Raw genomic sequence first — 25,296 nt, 5'->3', positions numbered from 1 at the left:
ATCCCGCATCCTCCCTCCCCACCGGGAAGTCCGCCATGCCCTATACCGCACCGCCCGAAGAGACCCCCGAGGCCGCCGCGCCCAGCCTGCACGACGACACCCATGGCCCCAGCGACCCCCCGCGCCCCTCCGCCCGGCGGTTGCGGCTGGCGGGCCTGCTGGCCGGCGGCGTCGCCGTCGCCGTGGTGGCCGTGGGCCTGGTGGGGCGCACCCTGGCCGACCAGTCGCAGGCCAGCTGGACGCACGAGCAGTCGATCCCCACCGTCACCCTGGCCACGCTGAAGGGCGGCGCGGCGCAGAACGACCTGGTGCTGCCGGGCGACGTGCAGGCGTTCAACTCGGCGCCGATCCACGCGCGGGTCTCCGGCTATCTGAAGACCTGGCTGGTGGACATCGGCGCGCCGGTGCGGCGCGGCCAGGTGCTGGCGGTGATCGACAGCCCCGACCTCGACCAGCAGCTGGCGCAGGGCAGGGCGGACCTGGCCACCGCCCAGGCCAACCGCAGCCTCTCGGCCACCACCGCCAAACGCTGGACGGGCCTGCTGGCCCAGGACGCCGTCTCGCACCAGGAAGCCGACGAGAAGACCGGCGACCTCGCCGCCAAGTCCGCCCTGGTCAACGCCGCGGGCGCCAACGTGCAGCGGCTGCAGGCGCTGTCCGGGTTCAAGACCATCGTCGCCCCGTTCGACGGGGTGGTCACCGCCCGCACCGCCGACATCGGCCAGTTGATCGCCGCCGGGACGCCCGCCGATCCGCCGCTGTTCGTGGTCTCCGACGAGCACCGCCTGCGCATCTACGTCCACGTGCCGCAGAACGCGATCGCCGGCCTCGCTCCCGGCCTGACCGCCGATCTGACCGTGCCGGAGTACCCCGGCCGCACCTTCCAGGCCCAGGTCACCAGCACCGCCCAGGCGATCGCCGGCCAGACCGGCACCCTGCTGGTGGAGCTGCAGATCGACAACGCCGACCATGCGCTGAAGCCGGGCGAGTACGCCCAGGTGACCTTCCACCTGCCGGCCCAGGCCGGCGGCGTGCTGGTCCCCGCCAGCGCCCTGCTGATCCGCCACGCCGGCATGTCCGTGGCGGTGATCGGCGCCGACGGGCGGGTGACGATCCGCACCGTCACCGTGGGGCGCGACCTGGGCGCCAGCGTGCTGCTGTCGTCGGGCTTGACCCTGAACGACCGGGTGGTCGACAACCCCGCCGACACCCTGCAGACTGGCGATCTGGTGCGCGTCTCGGGCGCCTCGGCCGAGGCGCACGCCCGCGCCCAGGCGGCGGGAGCGCAGCACAATGGCTAGCCTGCGCGCGTATCGCGCCCTGCCGGGCGCCGTCCTCGGCCTGGCGGCGGCGGCCAGCCTCGCCGCCTGCTCCCTGGCGCCGGACTACCAGAAGCCCGACCTCGGCGCGCCGACGCCGGCGGCCTTCAAGGAGACCGGCCCCTGGACGCCGGCCTCGCCGTCCGACGACGCCCCGCGCGGCGACTGGTGGACGGTGTATGGCGACGCCACGCTCAGCGACCTGGAAGGTCGCCTCGACGCGGCCAACCCCACCCTGGCCGCCGCCCTGGCGCGCTACGACCAGTCCAGCGCCCTGTATCGCCAGGCCCGCGCCGGCCTGTTCCCGGAACTGGACGTCGCTGGCCACGCCACGCGCACCCGCCAGTCGGACAACGCGCCCCGCCGCGGGACGACGCCGACCTACTACAACGACGACTATGGGGGCGGCGTGGCCAGCTACGAACTCGACCTCTGGGGCCGGGTGCGCAACCTGGTGGCGGCCGGACACGCCGAGGCCCAGGCCAGCGCGGGCGACCTCGCCTCGGCGCGCCTCAGCCTGCATGCGCAACTGGCCGACGCCTATCTGGCGCTGCGCGGGCTGGACGCCCAGGACCGGGTGCTGGCCGACGCCGACGCCGCCTATTCCAAGGCGCTCGACCTGACCCAGAAGCGGCATGAGGGCGGGGTGGTCTCCGGCCTCGACGTGGGCCGCGCCCAGACCCAGCTGGCCAGCGCCCGCGCCCAGCGCGCCGACGTCCAGGCCTCCCGCGCGTTGCTGGAGCACGCCATCGCCGCGCTCGTGGGCCAGCCGGCCTCCAGCTTCTCCATCGCCCCGGTCACCGCCCTGCCGGGCCAGCCGACAGTGCCCACGGCCGCGCCCTCGCTGCTGCTGCAGCGCCGCCCGGACATCGCCGCCGCCGAGCGCCGCGCCTTCGCCGCCAACGCCCGCATCGGCGTCGCCCGGGCGGCCTATTTCCCGACCATCAGCCTGATCGCCGACGGCGGCTTCGAGAACGCCGGGGGCGGCATGAACCTGCTGCAGACCGCCAACGCCGCCTGGACCCTGGGGCCGCAGGTGACCATGCCCCTGTTCACCGCCGGCCGCACCCGCGCCCAGGTGCAGCAGGCGCAGGCCGAGTTCGCCGAGGCCAGCGCCAACTACCGCGCCACGGTCCTGTCCGCCTTCCAGCAGGTCGAGGACAACCTCGCCCTGTGCAATCGCCTGGCCGGCGAATCCGACCAGCAGCGCCAGGCCGTGGACGCTGCTCGCCGGACCGAGGACCTCTCCCTGATCCGCTACCAGCAGGGCGCCGTCACCTATCTCGACGTCGTCACCGCCCAGACGGCGGCCCTTGACGCCGAGCGCGCGGCCCTGGCCGTCGACACCCGCCGCCTGCAGGCCAGCGTCGATCTGGTGCGGGCGCTGGGCGGCGGCTGGACAGGGTTTCAGGGATAGCGGCGGGGCTCCGGACATCCGGGGCCGCCGTCTTGTTTTTCCACCCCGCGGCGGCCACCTGACGCAGAGGCGGCCGCGGGGGCTTGCCCTCGTCCCCTCCGGGGGCCTATACGCGCCCCGCAAAACGGAGAGTCTCATGGAGATTCGCGAAGGGCTCACCTTCGACGATGTTTTGCTGCAGCCGGGCGCGTCCGAGGTCATGCCGACCCAGGTCACCACCGCCACGCGCTTCACGCGGCAGATCGCGCTGAATATCCCCCTGGTGTCCGCGGCTATGGACACCGTCACCGAGAGCCGGCTGGCCATCGCCATGGCCCAGGCCGGCGGGCTGGGCATCCTGCACCGCAATTTGTCGGTCGAGGAACAGGCCGATCAGGTGCGCGAGGTGAAGCGGTTCGAGAGCGGGATGGTGATCAACCCGCTGACCATTCACCCCGACACGCCGCTGCGCGAGATCAAGGAGATCAAGGCCCGGCGGCACATCTCCGGCTTCCCGGTGGTGGAGCGCGGCTCCGGCCGCCTGGTGGGCATCCTCACCAACCGTGACATGCGCTTCGAGGGCTCGGACGACGTGCCGGCCTCGGAGCTGATGACCCACGAGACCCTGATCACCGTGCGCGAGGGGGTCAGCCAGGACGAGGCTCGCGCCCTGCTGCGCCGGCACAAGATCGAGCGGCTGATCGTGGTCGACGAGGCCTATCGCGCCGTCGGCCTGATCACCGTCAAGGACATGGAGAAGGCCCAGGCCTATCCCAACGCCGCCAAGGACGCCCAGGGGCGCCTGCTGGTCGGCGCGGCCTCCACGGTGGGCGACGCCGGCTTCGAGCGCTCCCTGGCGCTGATGGAGGCGGGGGTCGACGTGGTGGTGATCGACACCGCCCACGGCCACTCCAGGCAGGTGGGCGACGCCGTCTCCCGCCTGGCCCGCGAGACCAACCGGGTGCAGATCGTCGCCGGCAATGTCGCCACCTACGACGCCGCGCGCGCCCTGATCGACGCCGGGGCGGATGCGGTGAAGGTGGGCATCGGCCCGGGCTCGATCTGCACCACGCGGATCGTCGCCGGCGTGGGCGTGCCGCAGCTGACCGCCATCTCCGACGCCGTGCGCGCGGCCCGCGACTCCGGCGTGCCGGTGATCGCCGACGGCGGCATCAAGTACTCCGGCGACCTGGCCAAGGCGATCGCCGCCGGGGCCTCGACCGCGATGATGGGCTCGATGTTCGCCGGCACCGAGGAGGCGCCCGGCGAGGTGTTCCTCTACCAGGGCCGCACCTACAAGGCCTACCGCGGCATGGGGTCCGTGGGCGCCATGGCCCAGGGCTCGGCCGACCGCTACTTCCAGAAGGAGGTCAGCGACGCGCTGAAGCTGGTGCCCGAGGGCATCGAGGGCCAGACCGCCTTCAAGGGGCCGATCCATCCGGTGATCCACCAGCTGGTCGGCGGCCTGCGCGCCGCCATGGGCTATGTGGGCGCGCCGGACATCGAGACCTTCCAGAGGACGGCGCAGTTCATCCGCATCACGGGCGCCGGCCTGCGCGAAAGCCACGTGCACGACGTGATGATCACCCGCGAGGCCCCGAACTACCACCCGAGCCAGGTCTGAACCCTTGATGTTCCGCTCATCCCGGCGAAAGCCGGGACCCAGGCAAGAGTCGCCGTCGGCAGGCTGCTGGATGGCGAACCTTGCCTCTGCGGAGCGGATTGAAGCTTTTTCCTGGGTCCCGGCCTCCGCCGGGATGAACGGGTTCTTGAGCCATGCGTGACGGCGGCCGCATTGCCGCGGCGATCGCGGTGCTGGACGACATGGACCAGCGCCACAAGCCGGCGCGCCTGGCGTTGAAGGCGTGGGGGGACGGCGCCCGCTACGCGGGGGCCAAGGACCGGGCCTTCGTCTCCGGCCTGGTGCTGGACGCCCTGCGCCGCCGCCGATCGCTGGCCTGGGCGATGGGCGAGGACAGCAACCGCGCCCGGGTGCTCGGGGCGCTGGCGCTGGCCTGGGCCTGGCCGGCGGACCGCGTGGCCGCGGCGGCGGCCGAGGATCACGGTCCGGGCGCGTTGAGCGACGACGAGCGCGCCGCCCTGGCCGCCCCTCGATCGCCGCAGGACGCGCCGGCGCCGGTGCGGGGCGACTACCCCGACTGGGCCGAGGCGTCCCTGGGCCGCGTGTTCGGCGCGGACGCCGACACGGAGCTGGCGGCCCTGTCGCAGCGCGCGCCGGTGGACCTGCGGGTCAACACGCTGAAGAGCGACGTCGGTCACGTGCTGAAGGCGCTGGAGACCTTCGGCCCCGAGACGGCCGGCCTGGCGCCGCACGCCGTGCGCATCCCGGCCCCGGCCGCCAGCGAGCGCGCCGCCCCGGTCGAGGCCTCGCCGGCCTTCGAGAAGGGCTGGTTCGAGGTTCAGGACATCGGCTCCCAGCTGGCCGCCTCGGCCGCGGGCGAGATCAAGGGCCGCCAGGTGCTGGACTATTGCGCCGGCGGCGGCGGCAAGACCCTGGCCCTGGCGGCGGCCATGGCCAACACCGGACAGCTCTACGCCTACGACGCCGACGCACGGCGCCTGACCGACACCGTGCGGCGGGCGCAGCGGGCCGGCGTGCGCAATCTGCAGGTCCGCTCGCCGATCGAGAAGGCCCCGCTGAAGGGGCTGGAAGGCCGCATGGACCTGGTGTTCGTCGACGCCCCCTGCACCGGCTCGGGCACCTGGCGGCGCCACCCCGACACCAAGTGGCGGCTGACCCCGGCCCAGCTGGAGCGCCGCATGGCCGAGCAGGACGCCGTGCTGGACGGCGCGGCCGGCTTCGTGAAGCCCGGCGGCCGGCTGGTCTACGTGACCTGCTCGCTGTTCGCCGAGGAGAACGAGGACCGCGTGGCGGCCTTCCTGGCGCGGACGCCGGGGTTCCAGGCGCAGCGCGCGGAGGGCGTGGCCGATGCGTACATGACGGCCGAGGGGTTCCTGCGCCTATCGCCCCGCACGGCCGGGACCGATGGCTTCTTCGTCGCGGTGTTGCGGCGGGCGTGAACGCGCCCCGCCCTCCCCCTTGTGGGGAGGGACAGATCGCGCAGCGATCAGGGTGGGGGACTCCCGCCGGTGTACCGGCCAGTCGCGATCATTCTGTGCACCGGCAAGCGTGCCCCACCCTGGCGGCTTCGCCGCCTGTCCCTCCCCATGAAGGGGAGGGCAAGCGCCCCCGTGACCTTTCGACGATTCTGCCTTAAAGGCCCGCCATGCCAGACACCCCCCATCACGACCGCGTCCTGATCGTCGATTTCGGCTCTCAGGTGACCCAGCTCATCGCCCGCCGGGTGCGCGAGAGCGGCGTCTATTGCGAGATCCACCCCTACGACAAGGTGGCCGACATGCTGGAGGCCTTCGCCCCCCGGGCGGTGATCCTCTCCGGCGGTCCGGCCAGCGCTCACGAGGCCGAGAGCCCGCAGGCGCCGCAGGCGATCTTCGAGCTGGGCGTGCCGGTGCTGGGCATCTGCTACGGCGAGATGACCATGTGCGCCCAGCTGGGCGGGGCGGTGGAAGGCGGCCACGCCCGCGAGTTCGGCCGCGCCGAGATCCGCATCGCCCGCGAGACCCCGCTGCTCGAGGGCCTGGGCGACATCGGCGACGAAGAGACCGTGTGGATGAGCCACGGCGACAAGATCACCGCCATCCCGCCGGGCTTCGAGGTGGCCGCCACCTCCGAGGGCAGTCCCTTCGCGGTGATCGCCGACGAGGGCCGGCGGATGTACGGCGTGCAGTTCCACCCCGAGGTGGCGCATACCCCGCGCGGCGCCCTGCTGCTGCGCAACTTCACCCACCGCATCGCCGGCCTCTCGGGCGACTGGACCATGGCCAGCTTCCGCGCCGAGTCGGTGGCGCGCATCCGCGAACAGGTGGGCGACCAGAAGGTGATCTGCGGCCTCTCGGGCGGCGTCGATTCCTCGGTGGCCGCAGTGCTGATCCACGAGGCGATCGGCGAGCAGCTGACGTGCGTGTTCGTCGACACCGGCCTCCTGCGCCTCAACGAGGCCGAGCAGGTCGTCACCATGTTCCGTGATCACTACAACATCCCGCTGGTGCACGTTGATGCGTCTGGGCTTTTCCTCGGCGAGCTGGCCGGGGTCAGCGATCCGGAGACCAAGCGCAAGACCATCGGCCGGCTGTTCATCGACGTGTTCGACAAGGAAAGCGCCAAGATCGAGGGCGCGGCCTTCCTGGCCCAGGGCACCCTCTATCCGGACGTGATCGAGAGCGTCTCGGCGCGTGGCGGCCCCTCGGCGGTGATCAAGAGCCACCACAACGTCGGCGGCCTGCCGGACTACATGAAGCTGAAGCTGGTCGAGCCGCTGCGCGAGCTGTTCAAGGACGAGGTGCGCGCCCTGGGCGTCGAGCTGGGCCTGCCGCCGGCCTTCGTCGGCCGCCATCCGTTCCCCGGCCCGGGCCTGGCCATCCGCATCCCCGGCGAGATCTCCCCGGAAAAGGTCGCCGTGCTGCAGAAGGCCGACGCCATCTACCTCGACGAGATCCGCAAGGCCGGCCTCTACGACAGTATCTGGCAGGCGTTTGCCGTGCTGCTGCCGGTCAAGACCGTCGGCGTGATGGGCGATGCGCGCACCTACGAGGACGTCCTGGCCCTGCGCGCCGTCACCTCCACCGACGGCATGACCGCCGACGTCTTCGAATTCCCCTGGGACGTCCTCACCCGCGCCGCCACCCGCATCGTCAACGAGGTGCGCGGCGTCAACCGCGTGGTCTACGACGTGACGTCCAAGCCGCCGGGCACGATCGAGTGGGAGTGACGGGGATCCTATCCGGGACCACTCCAGGGTATCCGGAAGTGCGCCTAAGTCACTGAACATAAAAGTGAATATCTTCGCTGACGGTCGCTGATCGTCGGGGGCATCCGGTTGATTTTTCGGACTGGCCGACGGCGTTCCCGGACCCTTGCTCCAATTCACTTTACGGCCGATACCGTCAGCACGTCCGGCCTGACGGTATTTTCTTCAACACCAAGTCTCTGAAAAGCATCGAGATTTCCCGCTGTGAGCGCCCGAATTTCGGGTGACGGTATTGGCGCGAGATCTCGGCGGATTTTCGGGGCCTGAAGGAGGCCGTTGTGCTCACCGATGCCGCGCTCAAGGCGCTGAAACCGAAGAAGAAACCGTACAAGGTCACCGACCGTGACGGTATTTACGCGCTGGTGTCCCCCAAGGGGTCTATCAGCTTCCGGCTGGACTACCGGATCAATAACCGGCGCGAGACCCTGACCCTGGGCCGTTATGGGGCCGATGGGATATCCCTTCTGAAGGCGCGCGAACTCGCAATGGCAGCGCGCAGGGAGGTGCGGGAAGGGCGCTCACCAGCTGTTGAGAAGCAGCGCGACAAGGCCAGGATCAAAGCCGCGAAGACCTTCGGGGATTTCGCCCTCAAGTGGCTGGAGGAAGGGCGCATGGCGGACAGCACCCGCGCCATGCGCCAGGCGATCTATGCCCGGGAGGTCGCCCAGACCTTCCAGAACCGACTGCTGACCGAGATCGAGGCGACCGATGTCCGGGTGCTCTGCCAGAGGGTGAAGGATCGAGGCGCTCCGGCAACCGCGGTGCACGTGCGGGACGTGGTCCACGCGGTCTTCTCATTCGCCCGCCTTCACGGTGAGAAGGTCGACAACCCCGCGGCGGAGGTTAGCCAGGGCTCGATCTGGACGTTCGTGCCCCGCGATCGGTACCTTAAGCCCCGCGAGATCCGGGTGCTCTATCAGCTGCTCGAACAGGTCGCGACGCTGCCAACCCTGCGTCTGGGTCTGAAGTTTATCCTCCTGACCATGGTGCGGAAGACCGAGCTTCAGGAGGGGAAGTGGGACGAAGTCGATTTCGTCGAGGCCATCTGGCAGATCCCCGGCGAGCGGATGAAGTCGGGGCTCCCGCACAACGTCTATCTGTCTCGCCAAGCCCTCGACATTCTGGTGGCGCTGAAGACTTGCGCCGGCAATTCACCCTACATCCTCCCGTCCCGCTACGAGGCTGACCAGCCGACGTCGCGAGCGACCTTCAACCGAATCACCTGGTGCGTTGCGGACCTGGCGAAGAAGCAGGACCTGCCGCTGGACCCGTTCACAGTCCACGATCTGCGCCGGACCGGTTCAACCCTTTTGAACGAGATGGGTTTCAATCCGGATTGGGTGGAGAAGAGCCTGGCCCACGTCGACAAGCGCCAATCCCGGCGGACCTACAACGTCGCCCAATACGCAGAGGGGCGCATCCACATGCTCCAGGAGTGGGCCGATATGATCGATGCCTGGGCGGCCGGGGAGAAGCGCGCGCCGGTGCTGCGCCCGTCGATCACCCACGGCGTCACCCTGGATCCGGCCGCCTGACCAGGGCGTTGGCAATGACCCGGCCGATCTGCGCGATGTTGTAGCCGATTGCGCGACCTTGCCGGCGGGGCGCTTCCGGGCGCCCCACCGATCGGTTTGGATCGTCCGCGAGAGCCTCCGAGAGATCATCATGAACACGTCCCGCACCCGCGCACGTAGTTTCGCGCACGCTCAGACCTTTGGCAGCCGCCCGGTTCCTGCATCCAGCGATGGGCACCGGACGATCCGGCGGGACGAACTGCGTAAGCTGGTGCCGCTGTCGAATACGACGATCTACGAGATGGAGCGATGTGGGGAGTTTCCGCGGCGCTTTGCGCTCACGCAGCGCTGCGTAGCTTGGGACCTGGCGGAAGTCGAGGCTTGGCTCGAGGCGCGCAAAGCCGCTTCCTCGGACAGAACGTCGGAGCGCGTCCCGGGGCCTGGCGGCTTCTTGCGCATGGCGCGCCCGGCCAGGACGGGGGCGGCAAAGGAGTGAAGGCCGGGCTTGGGCGTGGATATGGTTGGTGTGGACGAGGTGACTAGCGGCGGGTCGGGAATTGCCTCCCCGACCGACTAAAAGGCCACCTTCGTCGACGAATGATATCTGATCGTCGTCCATCAACGTCGCGCGACAGCGCCAAGTTCAAAGCCGCTTTGCCGCGTGCAACGTCTGGAGAGCCACTTCCCCAATCTGCGGGTCGAAGGGGATCCAGAACGTGGTCTCAGCTTCGGGATGAAGGCGCGTGACGTGATTGCGGACTTCATCCTTCGCCGAGCCGTTAATGTGAAAGTCTGGAGTGAACGCTGCCCCAGTGATCGGGGCGTTCGTAGCGAGCGCAGCCTGGTTGCCGCGTTCAAAGCCACGGACCGAATAGCGAGGGGGACGCTGTGCGTATTCCTTCTATGACAGAATAGCTTGAGCGAATAGTTGAAGCCGCTGCCATATGTGACCTTAGCGGTTAGGTGAGGGCGCTGTCGGCTTCGTTTAACCTTCTGGATGGCCTGCTTGATCTCGGTGGCAACCGTCTGCAGCGAGGCGGCGGTAGGCTCGCGCGCGATCTGTCGTTTGGATTTGATGGGTGGATGCTTGTCTTGACGCTGCGGGAGCGGCGGACCGAGATCAGGATCACGCTGGGAGCGACTGCAAACTAAGCTCTCATCTCCCGGGCCGCCGTGGATGAGCCCAGGAGGTTTGCCACGTCCAGGAGCGTGGGCGTCCCCTTCGGACTGACATCAAGGACATTCCGATCGGCCGACATCGAGATACGCGCCGGCAAACCCCCGCCCTCGCCGAAGGGGCGCAGCAAGAAATCCTAGCCCCTCGTGGCTCAGGCGTAGGGCAATCGGCGGCGGCTCCTGCACCCGCGCCGTCCCTTCGCTATCGCACGCAGCCTTGCTACCCGGCGCCGTCCAATTCCTTACAGGCTAAGGCGTTGCTCCCACTGACGGCGCCACACCCCACAAGAGAACGGTGCCGTTAGCGCTCCGCTAAACCCATGTGCAGACAACCTTTTTCAAGGCAGCGAGCGCCGATGGCGCCGTTGCCTTTTATCTTGCCGTATTGCTCCAGTTTCCAGTTTCTCGGACCTGGCTTTTCTCATCTTCGGCATCGTCGGCTCCTTCCCCATCCCCGGCAAGCTTCGCGGACCGCTTGCGAGGGAGCGTCAGTGCGTTCGGTGCATGCAGTACTTCGCGCTCGACGGCCCTCAAGAGACCGGCGGCGCATGCGTTCGCACGGGCTCGGCGAGGTCTGAGGACCGCCGTCGGCTCATGCAAGATATCGAGCTCACAGCCAATATTTGCCCCTTCAGCTCCTCCGCACCGCTAGGCGGGTAAAGCTCACAAGCTCGTTCGAACAGGTCTCAGCGTGCGATCATGCCGCCTCCTGGCTGAAGCGGAAGGTCGAGGCGTCCACCCAGATGTGATGCAGGACGCTGGCCAGCCGCCGCGCGACCGCCACGCAGCCGCACTTCAGTTCCCGCGCCTTGGCCAGCTTCAGGCCCCAGACCTTCAGCGCCGAGTGCGTCCGGGTGCGGATCACCATCGACATCGCCGCCTCGTAGAGCAGCGTCCGTACGTCTCGGTCGCCGCGCTTGGAGATTGCCCGCTGATGTCGACCTCGCCGACTGGGCGTCAGCCCGAAGTCGGCGCCAAGGGTCCGAGATCGGCGGAAGGGGTCTCGACTCCGGGATGAAGGAGCGTGACGTGATTGCGGACTTCTTCCTTCGCCCAGCCGGTGATGTGAAAGTCTGGAGTGAACGCTGCCCAGTGATTGGGGCGTTCAAGTCATGGGAAAGGCATTGTCGGTCCCGCCAACGCTGACCATCCGACCGGGGGCGGCGGTTCGCGTCATCCTCACGCGCGACCTTGTCCTCGAACCCTGTCGGAGCTGACCATGGTCAAGCTCAAGCTCAAGCTCAGCGAAGTTGCCGACGACACTCCGGTCAAGATCGTCTTGGACCTTCCAGCGTCGCTTCACCGCGATCTGGTTCGCTATGGCGAGCTCCTAGGTGAGAGCAGTGGTCGGACGATCGAGCCAGCAAAGTTGATCGTCCCGATGCTGACCCGCTTTATCGCCTCTGATCGGGGATGGTGTCGCAGGCCCGCGGCGCGAGAGGGACGTGCGCCTGATTGACTCCGCGTCGGCCCTTTGGGGCCGAGGTGCCAGGTTGCCGGGCGCGCCATGTCCGCATGAGCGCGCCCGACGGCACTAGGTTAGCCATTGGCGGGCGGCGGCGCGTAGCCAAGGACCGCCTTGGTTTCCAGGAACTCATGGAAGCCGTAGTCGCCCCACTCGCGCCCGTTGCCGCTCATCTTGTACCCGCCGAAGGGCGCCGTCAGATCGCCGCCGGCGCCGTTGATCAACACCTGACCCGCGCGCAGCCTCGAGGCGATTTTCTGAGCCAGATCCAGGTCCGCAGCTTGAACGTACGCAGCTAGGCCGTACTCGGTGTCGTTACCAATCTCGATCGCCTGCTCGACGGTCTCGTAGCCCAGGATCGACAGCACGGGGCCGAAAATCTCTTCCTTCGCGATCGTCATGTCGCTGGTTACGTTGGCGAACACTGTGGGCTTGACGTAGTAGCCCTTGTCCAAGCCATCCGGCCGACCCACGCCACCAGTGACCAGGGTCGCCCCTTCATCGATTCCGGCCTGGATCAGCTTCTGGATCTTGTCGAACTGGAGCTGGTTGACCACAGGGCCCATCTCGCTGTTGCCATTCGGATCGCCGACGGTGATCTTCTCGGCCGACGCTTTAGCAACGGCGATCACCTCCTCCATCCGGCCTTGCGGGACCAGCATTCGGGTCGGCGCGTTACAGGACTGGCCGGAATTGGTCATGATCGTCGCCACGCCGCGGCCCACGCCTTCGCCGAGGGCGGCGTCGTTCACCACGATGTTCGGGCTCTTTCCGCCAAGTTCCTGAGACACGCGCTTGACAGTCGGGGCGGCCGCCTTGGCCACCTCGATACCGGCTCGGGTGGAGCCTGTGAACGAGACCATGTCGATCTCAGGGTGACTGGAGATCGCGGCGCCCACGCCGGGACCATCCCCCTGAACGAGATTGAACACGCCGGCCGGCACGCCAGCCGCGTGCATGATTTCGGCAAGGATCTGACCGGTGAAGGGAGCCACCTCCGACGGCTTCAGCACCATTGTGCACCCCGTGGCGATCGCCGGGGCCACCTTGCACATGATCTGATTGAGCGGCCAGTTCCACGGCGTGATGAAGCCGCAGACTCCGATCGGCTCCCTTACGATCTTCGTCGGCCCACGCAATTCCTCGAACGCGAAGGTCTTCAGCACCTCGATCGCCGTCGCCAGGTGGCCAAGGCCAATCGGCACCTGGGCGCGTTGCGCCAGCGACGCCGGCGCCCCCATCTCTTCTGTGACCGCGGTGGCCAGGTCGCCGAACCGCTTCTGGTACTCCGTCAGCATTCGGCCCATGATCTCGAGCCGTTCTTCCCGGGTGGTTTGAGACCAGCTTTCGAACGCTCTGCGCGCCGCCCGGGCCGCTCGGTCGACATCGGCGGCAGACCCTAGGGCGATCTTGCCGCAGACCTCTTCTGTCGCGGGGTTGATGACATCGAGCGCGCGCAGCGCCTCTGCCGGGGCCACCCAGGCCCCATCGATATAAAAGGTCAGGTACTCGCGCATGGAGATCCTCTCTCTAGGGTGGGCCACAACGATCGCCTTCAGGGCTCGGCCGTGTGAACGCGAAGGCCGGGCTGTTGAAATCGATTGTCGGGAAAGTGATCCGGTCAGCCTCATAGTCGAGGCTGTGCCTCCACTCTGGATCGTCGAGGCCGCGCGGAAGCCGGTTCAACGCCCGGCTGATGTAGCCGGGGTTGAAGTTTGCCGGATCTACCCAGGGGCGGCGCGGCAGGTTGGTGGCAGTGCCAGGGAGCACGACCTCGACCTTGCCGAGGCCGTTTTCAGCCATATAGCCGACGAGGCGGGCAGTGAAGGCGCCAACAAGCTCGGAGCGCAGTGTCCAGCTAGACCGGATGTAGCCGAACACCCAGGTCAAGTTCGGCAGCCCCGTGAACATCATCCCGCGGTAGGTGACCGACTTCGCGAAGTCCAAGGGACGGCCATCGACCGCAAAATTGATGTCGCCAAGGATGTTCATGTCGAAGCCCGTTGCGGCGATCACAACATCGGCTTCAATTTGAGCCCCAGATCGCAACAGGACGCCGCCGGCTGTAAAGCGCTCGATCTCCCCGGTCGCGATGGACGCTCGGCCGGACTTCACCGCATGAAGCAGGTCGGCGCCGGGAAGGTGGGCGATGCGCTGTTGCCACGGCCGATAGCTCGGCGAGAAGTGCGCCGCCGTCTGGTCCGCGCCGACGACGGCGCGGACCGCGCTGAGCAACTCTTCGCGCACGGTCTCCGGCTCGTCAGCGCATCGGCGCGCGAAGGTCGCCTGCCTATCCAGAAGGTCTCGCCGGACGATTTCGTGGATCCACGTGGACGGCACGTCGAGGGTGCGCAGTCGCTCGGCTAGATCATTCCGGTTGGCGCCAAAGGTGAAATAGGTGGGCGACCGTTGGAGCATGGTCGTGTGGCTGGTTCGACCGGCGAGCGCCGGAACGAGAGTCGCCGCCGTCGCGCCGGAACCGATAACCAGGACCCGCTTGTCATCCAGTTTGAGGTTTGACGGCCACTCCTGGGCATGCACGACCTGGCCGGCGAAGTCCTCGACCCCCGACCAACGGGGCATGTGGCCCTGCCGATGTCGGAAGTAACCCTGACACATGGACAGGAACCGCGCAGTGAATGCCTTTTCGTCGCCCGTCGCGGTCAGGGCACGAACCATCCAGAGGCAGGATTTGGAATTCCAGCTTGCCTGGGTGACGCGATAGCCCAAACGCATGCGGGGCAGGAGGCCGTGCTCCCCGACAGTCTCGCCGAGGTAGTGGCGGATCTCTTCTCCCGACCCAATCGGGTTGCCCGTCCAAGGTTTGAAGCCGAACCCGAAGGTGAAGAGATCGCTGTCCGAACGCAGTCCCGGATAGGAATGGGTCAGCCAGGTCCCACCAAAATCAGTCTCGCCATCGACAATCAGGAAGTCCCGCGTCGGATCGAGTTGCTGCAGATGAACTCCAGCCGCGATGCCGGATATGCCGGCGCCGACGATCAGGACATCCGTGCGCTCGGCCGCGGCCGATAGCGATGCGTTTTCGGCGTTCACTTGGCTACCCGAAGTTCAATACCGATAGGTCGCCGTGACGCCGAACGTTCGCGGCTCGCCGAGGTGTTGATAGTTGAACCCGACCCCGGACACATCGATGCGCGACGTGTAGTAGTACTTGTTGCCAATATTCTTAGCCCAAACCGCCAGCTCGATGGGCTTGTTGGCAGGTATATAGGCCACGCGGCCGCCGAACAAAGCGTAACTCGATTGGGATTGGGCTTCGTTGTTGAACACGTCGAAGTACTGCTTGCTGGTCACGACGGCGTCCACATGGACGTTGATGCGCCCCCAGGCGGCGTCGACAGCCTTCCAGTCTGCCGCCAGGCTGAGGTTCACGTTCGGCGCGTTTGCAAGTTGGTGACCGCGCACATCGATGCCGTTCGCCGTGCCCTCCTGGATACGCGATGAGAGGAGTCCAAGGCCTCCAGAGAGGGTCAGATTCGACGTCGCGACGGTGGCGAACTCGAGCTCAGCACCGTAAACTCGCGACTTGGGAAGATTCAGCAACTGCTGCAGCGCGTTGGTGCTGTCGACGTTGATAAACTGCTGATTTTTGTAGTCGTAGTAGAAGGCGGTTGCTGAGATCTGAAGTCGTCGATCAAAGAACGCAGTCTTCGCGCCGGCTTCAACGGCTTCAAGGACTTCAGGCTTAGCGACGGTTAGTTCCGTCGGGCTATAGAAAGCCTGAGCGGCGAATGCGCTTCCGCGGTAGCCGCGGGAAAGGTTCGCGAAGAGCAGTGTTCCGGACGTCGGCCGGTACTCAAGGCCAACCTTTCCAGAAAGATCGTTGTTCAGGAAGCTGCGGCTGGTCGTAGCGTTCAGGTCGGTAGAAGAACCCGGGATCAGATTTAGCAGTACGACTCCGTCCGCACTGACGGCTTGAGACAGGAAATTCCGCAGATCGCCCCGATCGTGAGTGCCTCGCAGGCCGAAGCGAAGACTGAGCTCTGGTGTGATCTTGAAAGTTGAGTCCGCGTACAGCGCAAGGCTTGTCTTTTTTTGATTGAAGCTGTTTTGCACGCGACAAGCCACTGGCAAGGCTTCCAGGCAGTCGTCGCCGTTGATGACGCCGTCGCCGTTGACGTCGATGTCGGTATAGAACGATTGCAGCGTCGAGTTGAAAACCCACTCGCGACTGGCGTAAGCGCCTACGAGAACGCGCCAACGTTCAGAGCCATCGTAGGTCAGACGGAGGTCCTGCGCGACCTGCTGGACGCGATCATAGTAGGTGATGGACAGCGTCTGCAGCGGACTTCCGTCGGTGTCTTCCGGCACAAACAGGGCCGCCTTGTTGCCCGAGGTCACCGACGTGATCGCGAAGCCATTCGGTAGCTTCCAGTTCAAATTCAGCGAGGCGGCAAAAGTTCGGTTCTTGCGGCGGGGCGTATAGTCAGACTCGATTTCATAACGACCCAGACCAGTGCGGAAGTAATCGGTGTTGGGATTGGATGTAGGGTATAGATTATGGTAGTAGTCGTACACACCAGCGCCGATGCCATCAGGGCCCGGCTGGGCGACGATGCCGTAGTTGCGAGGGTCGGCATAGCTTGCGGACACCCGCAGCGTTGCCTCGAAGTTATCGCTGGGCTTGTAGAGGACGGAGAGGCGGCCACCGATCTCGCGTGTATCGTTTAGATCAGGCCCGATGAGGTTCTTCAGCCATCCGTCCGCTTCGGTTCCCGAAACGGCGAAGCGTAAAGCCAAGTCGTCGCCAAAGTGGGTATTGATGGCGCCGCTAGCTTCCTTGCGATTGTAGTTTCCGTACCCGAGCGTGAGGTAACCCGAGTTGTCGAACACGGGCTTCTTGGCGATGAGATTGACAGCGCCCCCGGTCGAGTTCCGGCCATAGAGGGTGCCTTGTGGCCCACGCAGGACTTCCACCCGCTCAAGGTCGAACATGGAGACGCCGTACTCGGCGAAATTTCCGATGTAAGCCTCATCGTAGTAGGTCGCGATCGGGCCGGATTGATTGAGGCTGTAGTCGGACATCGACACGCCGCGCAGCGCGAAGATCGGCGTGTCGTCGCCCACCGTGCTAATCGAGCGCAGGTTCGGCACGGCCGTGGTCAGGTCCGAGAGGTTCGAAACGTGTTGCGCCGCCAGCCGGCGTTCTCCCAGTGCCGTCACGGAAACGGGTACATCGCTCAGGCGCTCCGAGCGCTTCTGCGCCGTTACGACAACTTCGGTGACCTGCGAGTCCGGAGACTTGTCCGGCGTACCAGCCGTCTGCGCCATGGCCAGGCTCGGCACGGCGCCAATCATGGCCGTCGCGGCCAGCAGAGTGGTCTTGAAGTTCATAGGGATCCCCCCCCTTGTTTTGCTATTGGTGAGCACCCGCCATGCGGGCGATGAGCCGTTGCCGTGTCGTCGCAGCGTCAGTGCGCAGCAGCGATTGCCGGCCAGCCGCTATCTCGGCGGCGGTGTAGGGCTTGAAGTCCGGCGGGAGCCGGCCGCCATCGAAGTGGCGCAGAACGAAGTTCAGGACGTCAGCAAGATCCTGATCGCCCAAGGGCGCCGTGGCGACGCCGGGCACACGCGTCAAGTAGGCCCGCCCGCCCTCCACCGTCAGGAACCGCGCAACGACTCCGCGCAGGGGCGGGGCTCCGCCCGGCGTTCCAAAGCCGTTTGGGCGATGACACCCTTGGCAGTTGAGGGCCCAGTTCGTCCAAGCCGCTCGGTCGTTATAGTCGACAGGCTGGCCCAGCGCGGCGTCTGCCGTCACGATGGAAAGAGCCAGAACGCCTGCGGCTACCAACTTGAGCATCAGCGCTTACCGACCGGCAGGGCGCTGGGGCGAGACTTTCCGACATCCGAGGGGGTTAGCCGGGCGCTAGTCTTTCGCAGCTGTTCGACCTCAGCGGCCGTAAACGGCTTGAACTTCGACTGGGTCGGGGCGTCGCCGCTCTCGGTGGCGAGGTAGTTGAGCACCGTCGCCACATCGGATGCGCTGAGCGTCGATTGGGCGGGCATGAAGCCGCGGTAGGTCGTCTTGCCAACGACGATTTCGCCGCTCAGGCCAAATGAGACGACTCCTACCAGGTAGCGCCGACCCGCCAGCGTCGTGGCAATCGGGCCAACCCGACCCGCGAGCGGCGGAAATGCGCCCGGCACGCCTTGGGCATTGGGGAGGTGGCACGCCGCACACGCCCTGAACGACTGAGGCGGCCCTGCGTGGGCCGACGCCAGGGCGAGGCTCAAGGCCACGGCGACAGCGGTTGTCCAACCGGCGGCGCTCAAGTCGCCACCCCCAGAACGACTGCGGTCGAGCAGGTGTAGATCGTAGAGGTTGTACCGACGCACCAGTTGGTGTCGTTGTTAGCCTGCGGGCGTACGACGGGACGATCGCCTTCATTGCGATTGCATTCGCAGCGGCCGCAGCTCGAGATCCCGCAGCAGTCGTTGTAGGAGATGATGTAGTGGCGCTTGTCCGCCGGATTCTGACAGGTGCCGATCCAGGTTAGCGCGGCCATCTCACTGCCCGGCGGGCATTGGCTGGGGCTTCCACCGCAGCAGGCGCAGAGAAATCCGTCGATGGCGCAGTAGCGCCAGTAGTCGCAGGACGTCGGGTCGCCGGGGTCTTGCGGCAAAGCCTTGCCCAACGGCGACGGCCCAGCGTTGGCCCTCGCGACGGGCAGCAAGGGTAGGGCGGCGCCGCCCGCCATCAACACACCAAGCTGGCGTAGCAAACTGCGCCTCGAGCCGGTTTGGGCCATGTGCCGCGTGAGGCGCTCGACGCCTTTGTCAAAACTGAACATCTGGCTGAGCTCCGTGTCGCAGTCAGGCCTGCTGGGCGTGACGTTGGGCGAGAAAATCCTGGATGCTGGCGACCTTGCGCTCCTTGGCTTCGAGGAGGCTGTCGAGGTGCTCGCGGGTATTGACGAGGCCATTGGCCGCCACGCGGCCGTCTTCGCCAATCAGAACGGCGTAGGGCAGCTTCGAGACACCAAAGGTTTGGCCCACTAGCTCCGAGACGGCATACGGGTAGGCGTCCAGGCCCTGGGCGCGCACGAACTTGCCGTGGGCATCGCCAGGGCCGTCGCTGAGCAGTATGAGGTCCAGCCAAGTCGCTTCGCTGTGGCTCAACGATTTGATCGCTGGGAGAAGCGTCTTGCAAACCGGGCAGTCGGGGGAGAGGAAGAACAGCAGCTGGCTGCGGCCGGCTCGTTGTCCACCCACCGTGGCTAGGGCGCCGGTGAGAGTTTGAACAGAGAATTCGGGCGCGGGCTCGCCGACGGTCACGCCAGCCTTGATCGACAGGGCGCCGGCGGGCGCGATCCGCTCGTGCAGCACCCCGACCTGGCGTGCGAGCGCGAGACAGACGGCAGCCAGGACGGCGATGACCGTCCAGCTCAAGGCTTGGGAAGCAATCAGGAGGGTCACGAGCGGCTCCAGGTTAGGCGCGGGTGCGAGCCGAGCTCGTCTGCGGCGAGGTAGAGGAGGATGAAGGCCAGGGCGGCGGGCGCCGCGGCCGCGCCCATCGCGAGCGCGCCAGCGCTTGGGGCGAACACGCCGGCGGCTAAGGCCAGAGCTGCGAGTGAAAGATTGCGCACGATGCTGAAAGCGTGGCTGGGGCTGCGGCTTCCGAAACCGCAGCCGCAGTCATCGGCTCGCTGCCGTCTCGCCAGGGCGGCGGCGTAGGTGAGCCATAATGCCGCCAGGAGAACCGGTCCCAGTTTGCCCGCAAACCCGGTCAAGCACATGGCGCCAGACCCGGCTTCGACCGCGATGGCCGCCCCCAGCGCGATGTTTGCGGCAGCGCCGCTTGCTCCCGTCAGGGTCTGGGTCGCCCGTCGCGCACGCGCAAGGTCCCGCAGCTTGTGGATCGCGGCCAGGGCAGCAAGCGATCCAACGCCCAGGCGGGCGGCCGCGCCGCCCAATTGCGCGAGAAGCTCCATCTAGCGCACCGCCTGGATGATCATCGCCTTGTGGACGATGTGGTCGCCGATGGTGCGCACCAGCTTACCGGTCGCAGCGTCGTAGACGTCGAGGTCCCCAGTGATCGTCGCCGCGATCAGAAGCGGCTGAGGGCCGTGGGTGACCTCAATGGTCCCGGCGTCTGTTTGCAGCTCGATGTCCAGCACGTGGTCGTGTGTGGCCGGGTCGACGATCCGGACACGCGAGCCGCCCGACTTGTGGTCACCTTCCTTGGCGCCCTTGCGCAGGAGCACATAGAGACGCCCGGCGTCATCTGCCGTCACAACTTGCCAGCCGGCCGGGCGCCATCGCTGCGCGTCCTCGTCAGCGCTGAGCAGTGAGAACGCCGGCTGAACGCTGACCCGCCCTTCGTCGCCGACGATCGGCCTGATATTTCCGTTGAAGGTCGCGAAGTAGTAGGTCGCCCCGGCCCGCGCCGGGATCATGAACATCGGATCCTTGTCGATGTCGTTGAAAGGCGCGACGTCCTTTTGCGCCGCGATGCCGGCGCCCGCGTCGAGCTTGATCGCGGTCAGGCCGCCATTGGCGCAAAGCGTGAAGAAGCTCTGTTGCCCGATCGGGTAGACTAGCGAGCATCCCGGCAGATCGACTTCGCCCAGAACCTTGCGGCCGATGAGGTCGACGACCGTGACGGAGGCCGCTGGGGTGAAGTTGAAGACCAGGGCCCGAGATTCATCGCCCGTAAGCCGGAAGGTGTTCGGCAGCGTCACCACCTGGTAGCGCTTCGGCGGCAACACCACCTCGCCCTTTTCGCGAAGCGTCGCTGGATCATAGATCGTCAGGGCGTCGGTTCGCTCACCGCGGGTCAGTCGGGAGTAGAACGTCTCCGCGACGTAGAGCTCCCCGCGGCTTTTGCTTTGAACCATTGCTGCGAACTGCGCGGCGCGGATCTGCCCCTTCAGATTGGCGGCGCCGCTAGCGACGTCGACCACTGCAACGCGGCCGTCGAGGATCGAGTCCGTGTTGAGGTCGTGAACGAATACCCAGCTCTGCGGGTACGCGTCTGGGAGGCTGGCGTTGGCCGGGACCGTCTCAGGGGGCAAGGGCGGCGGCGCGGGCTGCGCGCCCGCAAGGGGCACGCCCCCAAACGTCAGGATCATAGCGCCTGCCAGCGCGCTTCGGCGCACGTTCCACCAAACCAGCACCGGTCACTCCTGCCCGAAATTTCGCGAACCTTATGTTGGGCGTCTAAATTTAGTCAAGCGCTCAATCTTAGGCGTGTGACGAATTTCTGAACCAGACCGATGGGGAGTGCGCGCAGCCTCTCACGGCGCGGGGCATGGCCTGCGCGACGGGGCGTTAGAGCCTTCGGTCTGATGTCGTACGGCGAGGGGCGACGCCGAGGCGGCGCGCTTGTGGGCAGCCGCGGACCGTGAATTCGACCCGCCGCTAGCCCACCTGAGATCTGGCCTGCCTGGCTAGTCTGGCCTGGGAATGTACTTGATGTTCTGAGCCGCGGCGGTGATCGCGTCCTGCTGATGCTGGAGTAGTTCCTGTCCGGCAAGCGCCCTGTGGTAGGCGAGGTGCGGATCTTTCACGCCAGTCCTGATGCCTGAGAGTTCTTCGAGCACGGCAAGGCCTAAGAATGGCACGGTCCAGGGCGAATAGCCGCCCTCCTGAATGAAAACTAGCCGGCCGCCGCACAAGTCGTCTGCCGCCTTCATCAGCTTCCGGGTTAGGGATCGATAGCCGTCGGAGTGCACCATCATCCGACCCATCGGATCCATCGCCCCGGCGTCGAAACCGCTCGGGACAATGATAACTTCCGGTCGGTAGGCCTGCAGCGCCGGGATGACCACTTCGTCATAGGCGGCCTCGTAGGCCCCGACACCGCAACCGGCGGGCAGGGGAACGTTGAGGTTGGTCCCCAGGCCCTTGCCCTCGCCGAGCTGGCCTACGAAGCCGTCGTCCACCGGATAGAGGCGGTCCTGATGGATCGAAATCGTCAGTGCGCGGGGCTCGTCATAGAACGCGGCCTGGGTCCCATTGCCATGGTGGACGTCCCAGTCGACATAGGCGACCCGCTTCAGGCCGTGCGCTTCGAACAGGTGCCGGCCGGCGATGGCGGCGTTCGAGAAGATGCAGAAGCCCATGGACCGGTCCGGGCGGGCATGGTGTCCAGCCGGGCGCAGCAGCGCATAGGCGTTGTCGGCGTCTCCCGACATGACGGCGTCGGCCGCTACGATTGCACCGCCCGCCGCCAGGGCGGCCATTTGGAAAGCGCCCCGTGGGACCGGCGCATTATCGCCCGGGTCACCGCCGGTCGGTTGGGCTGAAAGGGTCTTGATCAGGTCTATGTGGGCGGCCGTATGGACCCGGCCGATCTCCGCCTCTGTCGCCGGCCGGGGCGGGAGATTCACGAGTTGCCGGAGAAGGCCGCTCGCATCGACGAGGTTACGGAAGCGCCGGACTACCTCGGGATCATAGACGTGGCGATCCGGCTGCATGAGGTCAGGCCCGGCCGGCGCGGTGCCCGCATAGTTGCTGAGCTCGAACCAGGCGAATTTCTCGTCCCAAACAAATCCAGTGCGCGCCATGTCGTCTCCCATAGGTGCGAGGGCCGTGTGTTCAGATTGCCAGGCGATGCCAGTCCGTGGCCCGCTGGAATGCGTCGCCCATCCGAATGAGCGTCGCTTCGCTGAGCGCCGATCCGACCAGCTGCATGCTCAACGGCAGGCCGCGACGGTCCCGCCCATTGGGAAGGCAGAGGGTGGGGTGGCCCGAGAAGTCGAAGGGCGCCGTGAAGCGCAGGAGATCCTGTGTTTCCGGCGCAGGGCCATCTCGCCCTTCCATCCGAGCCGCGGTGGGGATCGGGAAGGGCAGGGTGGGAATCAGCATGCAGTCGACGCCGGCAAGCACAGCACTCATGCCCTCGGTGAACGTACGTCGACGCTTGTTCAATGCCGTGATCGTGGCTGGCTTGGCGCGCAGTCCCGACTCGATCATGCCCGCCAGTTCAGGTCCGTATTCAGATGCTCGCGATGGATAGGTCCCCGCGTGAATGACAGCGGTCTCGACCGCGCACAGGCGGACCCAATTCGCGGCAAGGTCGCCGCTCTCGGGCGCTTCGATCGCGACGACCCTGACACCGAGCGCAGTAAGGGTTTCCACTGCGGCCTCCAGCGCGCTTGCGACCTCACTGTCTATGCCTGCAAGGGCGTAGCGCCGATCGATGCCCACTGTCAGGCCGGAGATCGGTGCGCCGCATGCGGCCAGGTAGTCGGGTACGTCGGCGTGCAGGGAGGTGGGGTCTGCCGGGTCGGCTCCCGCGATCGCCTGAAGGAGCGCGGCGCAATCTGCGACCGTGTGCGCCATGGGCCCGATGTGGTCGAGGCTGTCGGCCAAGGGGAAGGCGCCGTGCCGGCTGACGCGGCCCCAGGTCGGTTTCAAACCCGTCAGACCACAGGTGGCGGAAGGGAGGCGGATCGATCCACCGGTATCCGATCCCAGGGCTCCAAGGCAAAGGTCGGCGGCGACCGCTACACCTGAGCCCGTCGAGGATGGGCCAACCCAGAGCTCCGGGCCTAGGGGATTGCGCGGCGCCGCGATGCTCGGGTGGTGGCTCGAAAACGCGCCTTCCGTCATCGTGAGCTTTCCCAGGATGACCGCGCCGGCCTCAAGGAGCCGCGCGATGACGGTGGCGTCAGTCGCTGGCTGCCTTCCCGCGAAGACCGCGGTTCCAACCGTCGTCGGTGCGAACGCGGTGTCGAAGAGATCTTTTGCCGCCAAAGGAATCCCGTGCAGAGGTCCGCGGTCGAGCCCGTTGGCCAGTTCTTTGTCGGCAAGGGCCGCGCGGCCCAAGGCATGCTCAGCATTGACATGCAGGTAGCTGCCAAACTCGCTGTCGCGCGCAGCAATGCGGGCAAGATACTGGCGGGTGAGCTCCAGCGAGGAGAGGCTGCCCGCACGAAGCCGCGCGGCTGTTCCAAGTATGTCGGCGCTCTGCGCGCTGGCTTCCAACGCGTGTCCTCCCACTTGGCGAATGGGCCCGCTCGCGTTGCGACCGGGGGGCGAACGGGCCCAGTGCGCGAAGGGGGGCCAATCGCGGCTTGAAATTAGGACGGCAGAACAATATTAGTCAACTGTGCAATGTTCTGGCGCGGTCAGGAGCTGGCCATTCACCTGGTGGCATGGCCGAGCGCCGGCGCCGAACCCTGCGAAGCCCTCCTGACGATGGGAGTCGACATGAATCAGATGGACTGCGACGTGGTGGTTGTGGGGGCAGGGATGTCGGGGCTCTCGGCCGCGCGAGCACTTGCAGCGGCTGGTCAAACCGTCGTCGTGCTGGAAGCCCGTGACCGCGTTGGAGGCAGGACGTTCTCCAAAGTCTTGGCCAACGGCGCCGTCGTAGATCTTGGGGGACAATGGGTCGCACCAACCCAGCACAGGGTCTTGCAGCTCGTTGAAGAGCTTGGATTGAGGTTGTTCAAGACCTTCGATCAGGGGGCGTCACTCGCGCTGCGCAATGGCGTCGTCCAGCGATATGACGGGCTCCTGCCCACCGATGACGCGGACGTTGCCGCCGATCTGAGGCAGGGATCGAAGAAGATGGCCGAGCTGTCGGCGTCCATCCCACTGGATGCGCCATGGACTCATCCGCTAGCGGCGCAGCTCGACACTATGACCTATGCGGAGTGGATCGACCGCAACCTCCTAACTGACCTTGGTCGCTGGATTTTCCGCTTCGAAGGCCCGGCGGTCTTTTCCGTCGATGCGTCTGAGCTCTCCGTCCTGCACGCAGCGTTCTACTTCGGGAGCGCTGGTGGGCGGGAGGTGATCACCGCGACTGATGGTGGCGGCCAGGACAGCCGCTTCACAGCGGGTATGCAAAGCCTCGCGAACGGGTTGGCCGAACGCCTCAAGGGCTCTGTCCATCTCGGTCAGGTCGTGGAGGCCATCTCCCAAGATGCGGATGGCGTCGTCGTCCGTTGCCCGGACCTCTCCGTCCGGGCGGGTCGTGCGATCGTCGCGTTGCCGCCAACCTTGGCCGGGCGCATTCGCTACGCCCCGCCCATGCCGCCGCTTCGCGACTCGCTCACCCAGCGCATGCCGATGGGGACGGCGCTGAAGATGATGTACGTCTACGACACGCCGTTCTGGCGAAGGGACGGCCTCTCAGGGTTGGTCCTGACCGACCAGGATGTTCCGCAACTGGTCTACGACAACTCCCCCGAGGACGCGTCCTGCGGGATCCTGCTCGGTTTCACCGAGGGCATTCCCGCCCGCAAGTGGATGCAAGCCACACCCCAGGAGCGCGAAGCCGCCAGCGTTGCGACTCTGGCCCAGGTCTTTGGACCTCGGGCCAATCAGGTCGTGGAGTACGTGGAGCATTCGTGGGTCGCTGAGGAGTTCTCCCGCGGCTGTTACGCCGGAACTATGCCGCCGGGCGCGTGGCTGTCCTTTGGTGAAGCGCTGCGCGCGCCGGTCGGGCGGATTCACTGGGCCGGGACCGAGACCGCGACGCATTGGAGCGGCTACGTTGAGGGCGCTATGCAGGCTGGTGAGCGCGCCGCTGGCGAGGTTCTGGAGCTGATGAAGGGCGCGGGGTAACGCCGATGGGAAAGCCGAGGTCCTTGCGGATCTC

21 protein-coding genes and 2 pseudogenes are annotated in these 25,296 nt (G+C 66.6%); 9 read left to right on the top strand and 14 right to left on the bottom strand.

Annotation, left to right across the window (positions count from 1 at the left end; genetic code table 11):
- The first annotated feature begins 35 nt into the window (after positions 1-35).
- From ACO2Q3_RS11285 to ACO2Q3_RS11255, 7 genes are all read left to right on the top strand, one after another.
- The gene (locus tag ACO2Q3_RS11285) at positions 36-1,301 is read left to right on the top strand and encodes an efflux RND transporter periplasmic adaptor subunit (protein ID WP_423306682.1); all 1,266 of its coding nucleotides are present in this window, start codon (positions 36-38) and stop codon (positions 1,299-1,301) included.
- Positions 1,294-2,736 carry an efflux transporter outer membrane subunit gene (locus ACO2Q3_RS11280; RefSeq protein ID WP_423306681.1) on the top strand — a complete coding sequence of 481 codons (1,443 nt, stop codon included), beginning with the start codon at positions 1,294-1,296 and terminating at the stop codon, positions 2,734-2,736. Before ACO2Q3_RS11285 ends, ACO2Q3_RS11280 begins: the two co-directional genes overlap by 8 nt.
- 136 nt (positions 2,737-2,872) lie before the next feature.
- Positions 2,873-4,339, top strand: coding sequence for an IMP dehydrogenase (guaB, locus tag ACO2Q3_RS11275; protein ID WP_423306680.1), 1,467 nt, complete (start codon positions 2,873-2,875; stop codon positions 4,337-4,339).
- Between the two features lie 152 nt (positions 4,340-4,491).
- A complete protein-coding gene (locus tag ACO2Q3_RS11270; protein WP_423306679.1) occupies positions 4,492-5,757 on the top strand; it encodes an RsmB/NOP family class I SAM-dependent RNA methyltransferase in 1,266 nt (421 codons plus the stop codon).
- Between the two features lie 206 nt (positions 5,758-5,963).
- Complete coding sequence (guaA, locus tag ACO2Q3_RS11265; protein ID WP_423306678.1) at positions 5,964-7,526, top strand: glutamine-hydrolyzing GMP synthase; 1,563 nt, start codon at positions 5,964-5,966, stop codon at positions 7,524-7,526.
- 317 nt (positions 7,527-7,843) lie between these two features.
- The gene (locus tag ACO2Q3_RS11260; RefSeq protein ID WP_423306677.1) at positions 7,844-9,100 is read left to right on the top strand and encodes a tyrosine-type recombinase/integrase; all 1,257 of its coding nucleotides are present in this window, start codon (positions 7,844-7,846) and stop codon (positions 9,098-9,100) included.
- 130 nt (positions 9,101-9,230) lie between these two features.
- Positions 9,231-9,575, top strand: a complete 345-nt coding sequence (locus ACO2Q3_RS11255; protein ID WP_423306676.1) for a helix-turn-helix transcriptional regulator — start codon at positions 9,231-9,233, stop codon at positions 9,573-9,575.
- Positions 9,576-10,952: 1,377 nt separating this feature from the next.
- On the opposite strand, the gene ACO2Q3_RS11250 is transcribed toward ACO2Q3_RS11255, so the two are convergent.
- Positions 10,953-11,312: a transposase gene (locus tag ACO2Q3_RS11250; protein ID WP_423306940.1), complete on the bottom strand. Its 360-nt coding sequence runs from the start codon at positions 11,310-11,312 to the stop codon at positions 10,953-10,955.
- Positions 11,313-11,474: 162 nt separating this feature from the next.
- On the opposite strand from ACO2Q3_RS11250, the gene ACO2Q3_RS11245 reads away from it, so the two are divergent.
- Entirely contained in the window at positions 11,475-11,714 is a 240-nt protein-coding gene (locus tag ACO2Q3_RS11245) for a DUF2274 domain-containing protein (RefSeq protein WP_423306675.1), read from the top strand.
- A gap of 80 nt (positions 11,715-11,794) precedes the next feature.
- Here the strand turns inward: ACO2Q3_RS11245 and ACO2Q3_RS11240 are convergent, their stop codons facing one another.
- The 13 genes and pseudogenes from ACO2Q3_RS11240 to ACO2Q3_RS11180 all read right to left on the bottom strand — a co-directional run bounded on the left by ACO2Q3_RS11240 (position 11,795) and on the right by ACO2Q3_RS11180 (position 23,672).
- Complete coding sequence (locus ACO2Q3_RS11240; protein ID WP_423306674.1) at positions 11,795-13,237, bottom strand: aldehyde dehydrogenase family protein; 1,443 nt, start codon at positions 13,235-13,237, stop codon at positions 11,795-11,797.
- A 13-nt stretch (positions 13,238-13,250) separates the two neighbouring features.
- Entirely contained in the window at positions 13,251-14,774 is a 1,524-nt protein-coding gene (locus tag ACO2Q3_RS11235) for a flavin-containing monooxygenase (RefSeq protein ID WP_423306673.1), read from the bottom strand.
- A gap of 15 nt (positions 14,775-14,789) precedes the next feature.
- Positions 14,790-16,259, bottom strand: a complete 1,470-nt coding sequence (locus tag ACO2Q3_RS11230) for a TonB-dependent receptor (RefSeq protein WP_423306939.1) — start codon at positions 16,257-16,259, stop codon at positions 14,790-14,792.
- 335 nt (positions 16,260-16,594) lie between these two features.
- Positions 16,595-16,670 (bottom strand): annotated as a pseudogene (locus tag ACO2Q3_RS11225) (TonB-dependent receptor plug domain-containing protein); the annotation flags it as partial.
- Positions 16,659-17,012: pseudogene (locus ACO2Q3_RS11220) on the bottom strand (TonB-dependent receptor plug domain-containing protein); the annotation flags it as partial. The pseudogenes ACO2Q3_RS11220 and ACO2Q3_RS11225, both read right to left, overlap by 12 nt.
- A gap of 85 nt (positions 17,013-17,097) precedes the next feature.
- Positions 17,098-17,541: a c-type cytochrome gene (locus ACO2Q3_RS11215; RefSeq protein ID WP_423306672.1), complete on the bottom strand. Its 444-nt coding sequence runs from the start codon at positions 17,539-17,541 to the stop codon at positions 17,098-17,100.
- On the bottom strand, positions 17,541-18,014 hold the full coding sequence (locus ACO2Q3_RS11210) for a c-type cytochrome (RefSeq protein WP_423306671.1): 474 nt from the start codon (positions 18,012-18,014) through the stop codon (positions 17,541-17,543). Before ACO2Q3_RS11210 ends, ACO2Q3_RS11215 begins: the two co-directional genes overlap by 1 nt.
- Positions 18,011-18,532 (bottom strand): methylamine dehydrogenase light chain, encoded by a 522-nt coding sequence (locus tag ACO2Q3_RS11205; RefSeq protein ID WP_423306670.1) that lies wholly within the window; start codon positions 18,530-18,532, stop codon positions 18,011-18,013. The genes ACO2Q3_RS11210 and ACO2Q3_RS11205 overlap by 4 nt, the downstream gene beginning before the upstream one ends.
- A 22-nt stretch (positions 18,533-18,554) precedes the next feature.
- Complete coding sequence (locus tag ACO2Q3_RS11200; protein WP_423306669.1) at positions 18,555-19,157, bottom strand: redoxin domain-containing protein; 603 nt, start codon at positions 19,155-19,157, stop codon at positions 18,555-18,557.
- On the bottom strand, positions 19,154-19,672 hold the full coding sequence (locus ACO2Q3_RS11195) for a MauE/DoxX family redox-associated membrane protein (RefSeq protein ID WP_423306668.1): 519 nt from the start codon (positions 19,670-19,672) through the stop codon (positions 19,154-19,156). Before ACO2Q3_RS11195 ends, ACO2Q3_RS11200 begins: the two co-directional genes overlap by 4 nt.
- Positions 19,673-20,812: an amine dehydrogenase large subunit gene (locus tag ACO2Q3_RS11190; protein ID WP_423306667.1), complete on the bottom strand. Its 1,140-nt coding sequence runs from the start codon at positions 20,810-20,812 to the stop codon at positions 19,673-19,675.
- Between the two features lie 318 nt (positions 20,813-21,130).
- Positions 21,131-22,249, bottom strand: a complete 1,119-nt coding sequence (locus ACO2Q3_RS11185; protein WP_423306665.1) for a class II histone deacetylase — start codon at positions 22,247-22,249, stop codon at positions 21,131-21,133.
- Between the two features lie 31 nt (positions 22,250-22,280).
- A complete protein-coding gene (locus ACO2Q3_RS11180; protein WP_423306663.1) occupies positions 22,281-23,672 on the bottom strand; it encodes an amidase in 1,392 nt (463 codons plus the stop codon).
- Between the two features lie 129 nt (positions 23,673-23,801).
- Here ACO2Q3_RS11180 and ACO2Q3_RS11175 point away from each other — a divergent pair, with 129 nt between their 5' ends.
- Entirely contained in the window at positions 23,802-25,262 is a 1,461-nt protein-coding gene (locus tag ACO2Q3_RS11175; protein ID WP_423306661.1) for a flavin monoamine oxidase family protein, read from the top strand.
- The last annotated feature ends 34 nt before the right edge of the window (positions 25,263-25,296 follow it).

The sequence above is a fragment of the Caulobacter sp. KR2-114 genome (assembly GCF_049446115.1).
Lineage (GTDB): Bacteria > Pseudomonadota > Alphaproteobacteria > Caulobacterales > Caulobacteraceae > Acaudatibacter.
This window is presented reverse-complemented; position numbering and strand designations above follow the sequence as displayed.

Bases quoted from the DNA above. Each gene is read 5' to 3' on its own strand.
- ACO2Q3_RS11285 (WP_423306682.1), top strand. From the start codon at position 36: ATGCCCTATACCGCACCGCCCGAAGAGACCCCCGAGGCCGCCGCGCCC.
- guaA (WP_423306678.1), top strand. From the start codon at position 5,964: ATGCCAGACACCCCCCATCACGACCGCGTCCTGATCGTCGATTTCGGC.
- ACO2Q3_RS11195 (WP_423306668.1), bottom strand. From the start codon at position 19,672: ATGGAGCTTCTCGCGCAATTGGGCGGCGCGGCCGCCCGCCTGGGCGTT.
- ACO2Q3_RS11255 (WP_423306676.1), top strand. From the start codon at position 9,231: ATGAACACGTCCCGCACCCGCGCACGTAGTTTCGCGCACGCTCAGACC.
- ACO2Q3_RS11280 (WP_423306681.1), top strand. From the start codon at position 1,294: ATGGCTAGCCTGCGCGCGTATCGCGCCCTGCCGGGCGCCGTCCTCGGC.
- ACO2Q3_RS11185 (WP_423306665.1), bottom strand. From the start codon at position 22,249: ATGGCGCGCACTGGATTTGTTTGGGACGAGAAATTCGCCTGGTTCGAG.
- ACO2Q3_RS11270 (WP_423306679.1), top strand. From the start codon at position 4,492: ATGCGTGACGGCGGCCGCATTGCCGCGGCGATCGCGGTGCTGGACGAC.
- ACO2Q3_RS11245 (WP_423306675.1), top strand. From the start codon at position 11,475: ATGGTCAAGCTCAAGCTCAAGCTCAGCGAAGTTGCCGACGACACTCCG.
- guaB (WP_423306680.1), top strand. From the start codon at position 2,873: ATGGAGATTCGCGAAGGGCTCACCTTCGACGATGTTTTGCTGCAGCCG.
- ACO2Q3_RS11205 (WP_423306670.1), bottom strand. From the start codon at position 18,532: ATGTTCAGTTTTGACAAAGGCGTCGAGCGCCTCACGCGGCACATGGCC.
- ACO2Q3_RS11215 (WP_423306672.1), bottom strand. From the start codon at position 17,541: ATGCTCAAGTTGGTAGCCGCAGGCGTTCTGGCTCTTTCCATCGTGACG.
- ACO2Q3_RS11175 (WP_423306661.1), top strand. From the start codon at position 23,802: ATGTTCTGGCGCGGTCAGGAGCTGGCCATTCACCTGGTGGCATGGCCG.
- ACO2Q3_RS11190 (WP_423306667.1), bottom strand. From the start codon at position 20,812: ATGATCCTGACGTTTGGGGGCGTGCCCCTTGCGGGCGCGCAGCCCGCG.
- ACO2Q3_RS11240 (WP_423306674.1), bottom strand. From the start codon at position 13,237: ATGCGCGAGTACCTGACCTTTTATATCGATGGGGCCTGGGTGGCCCCG.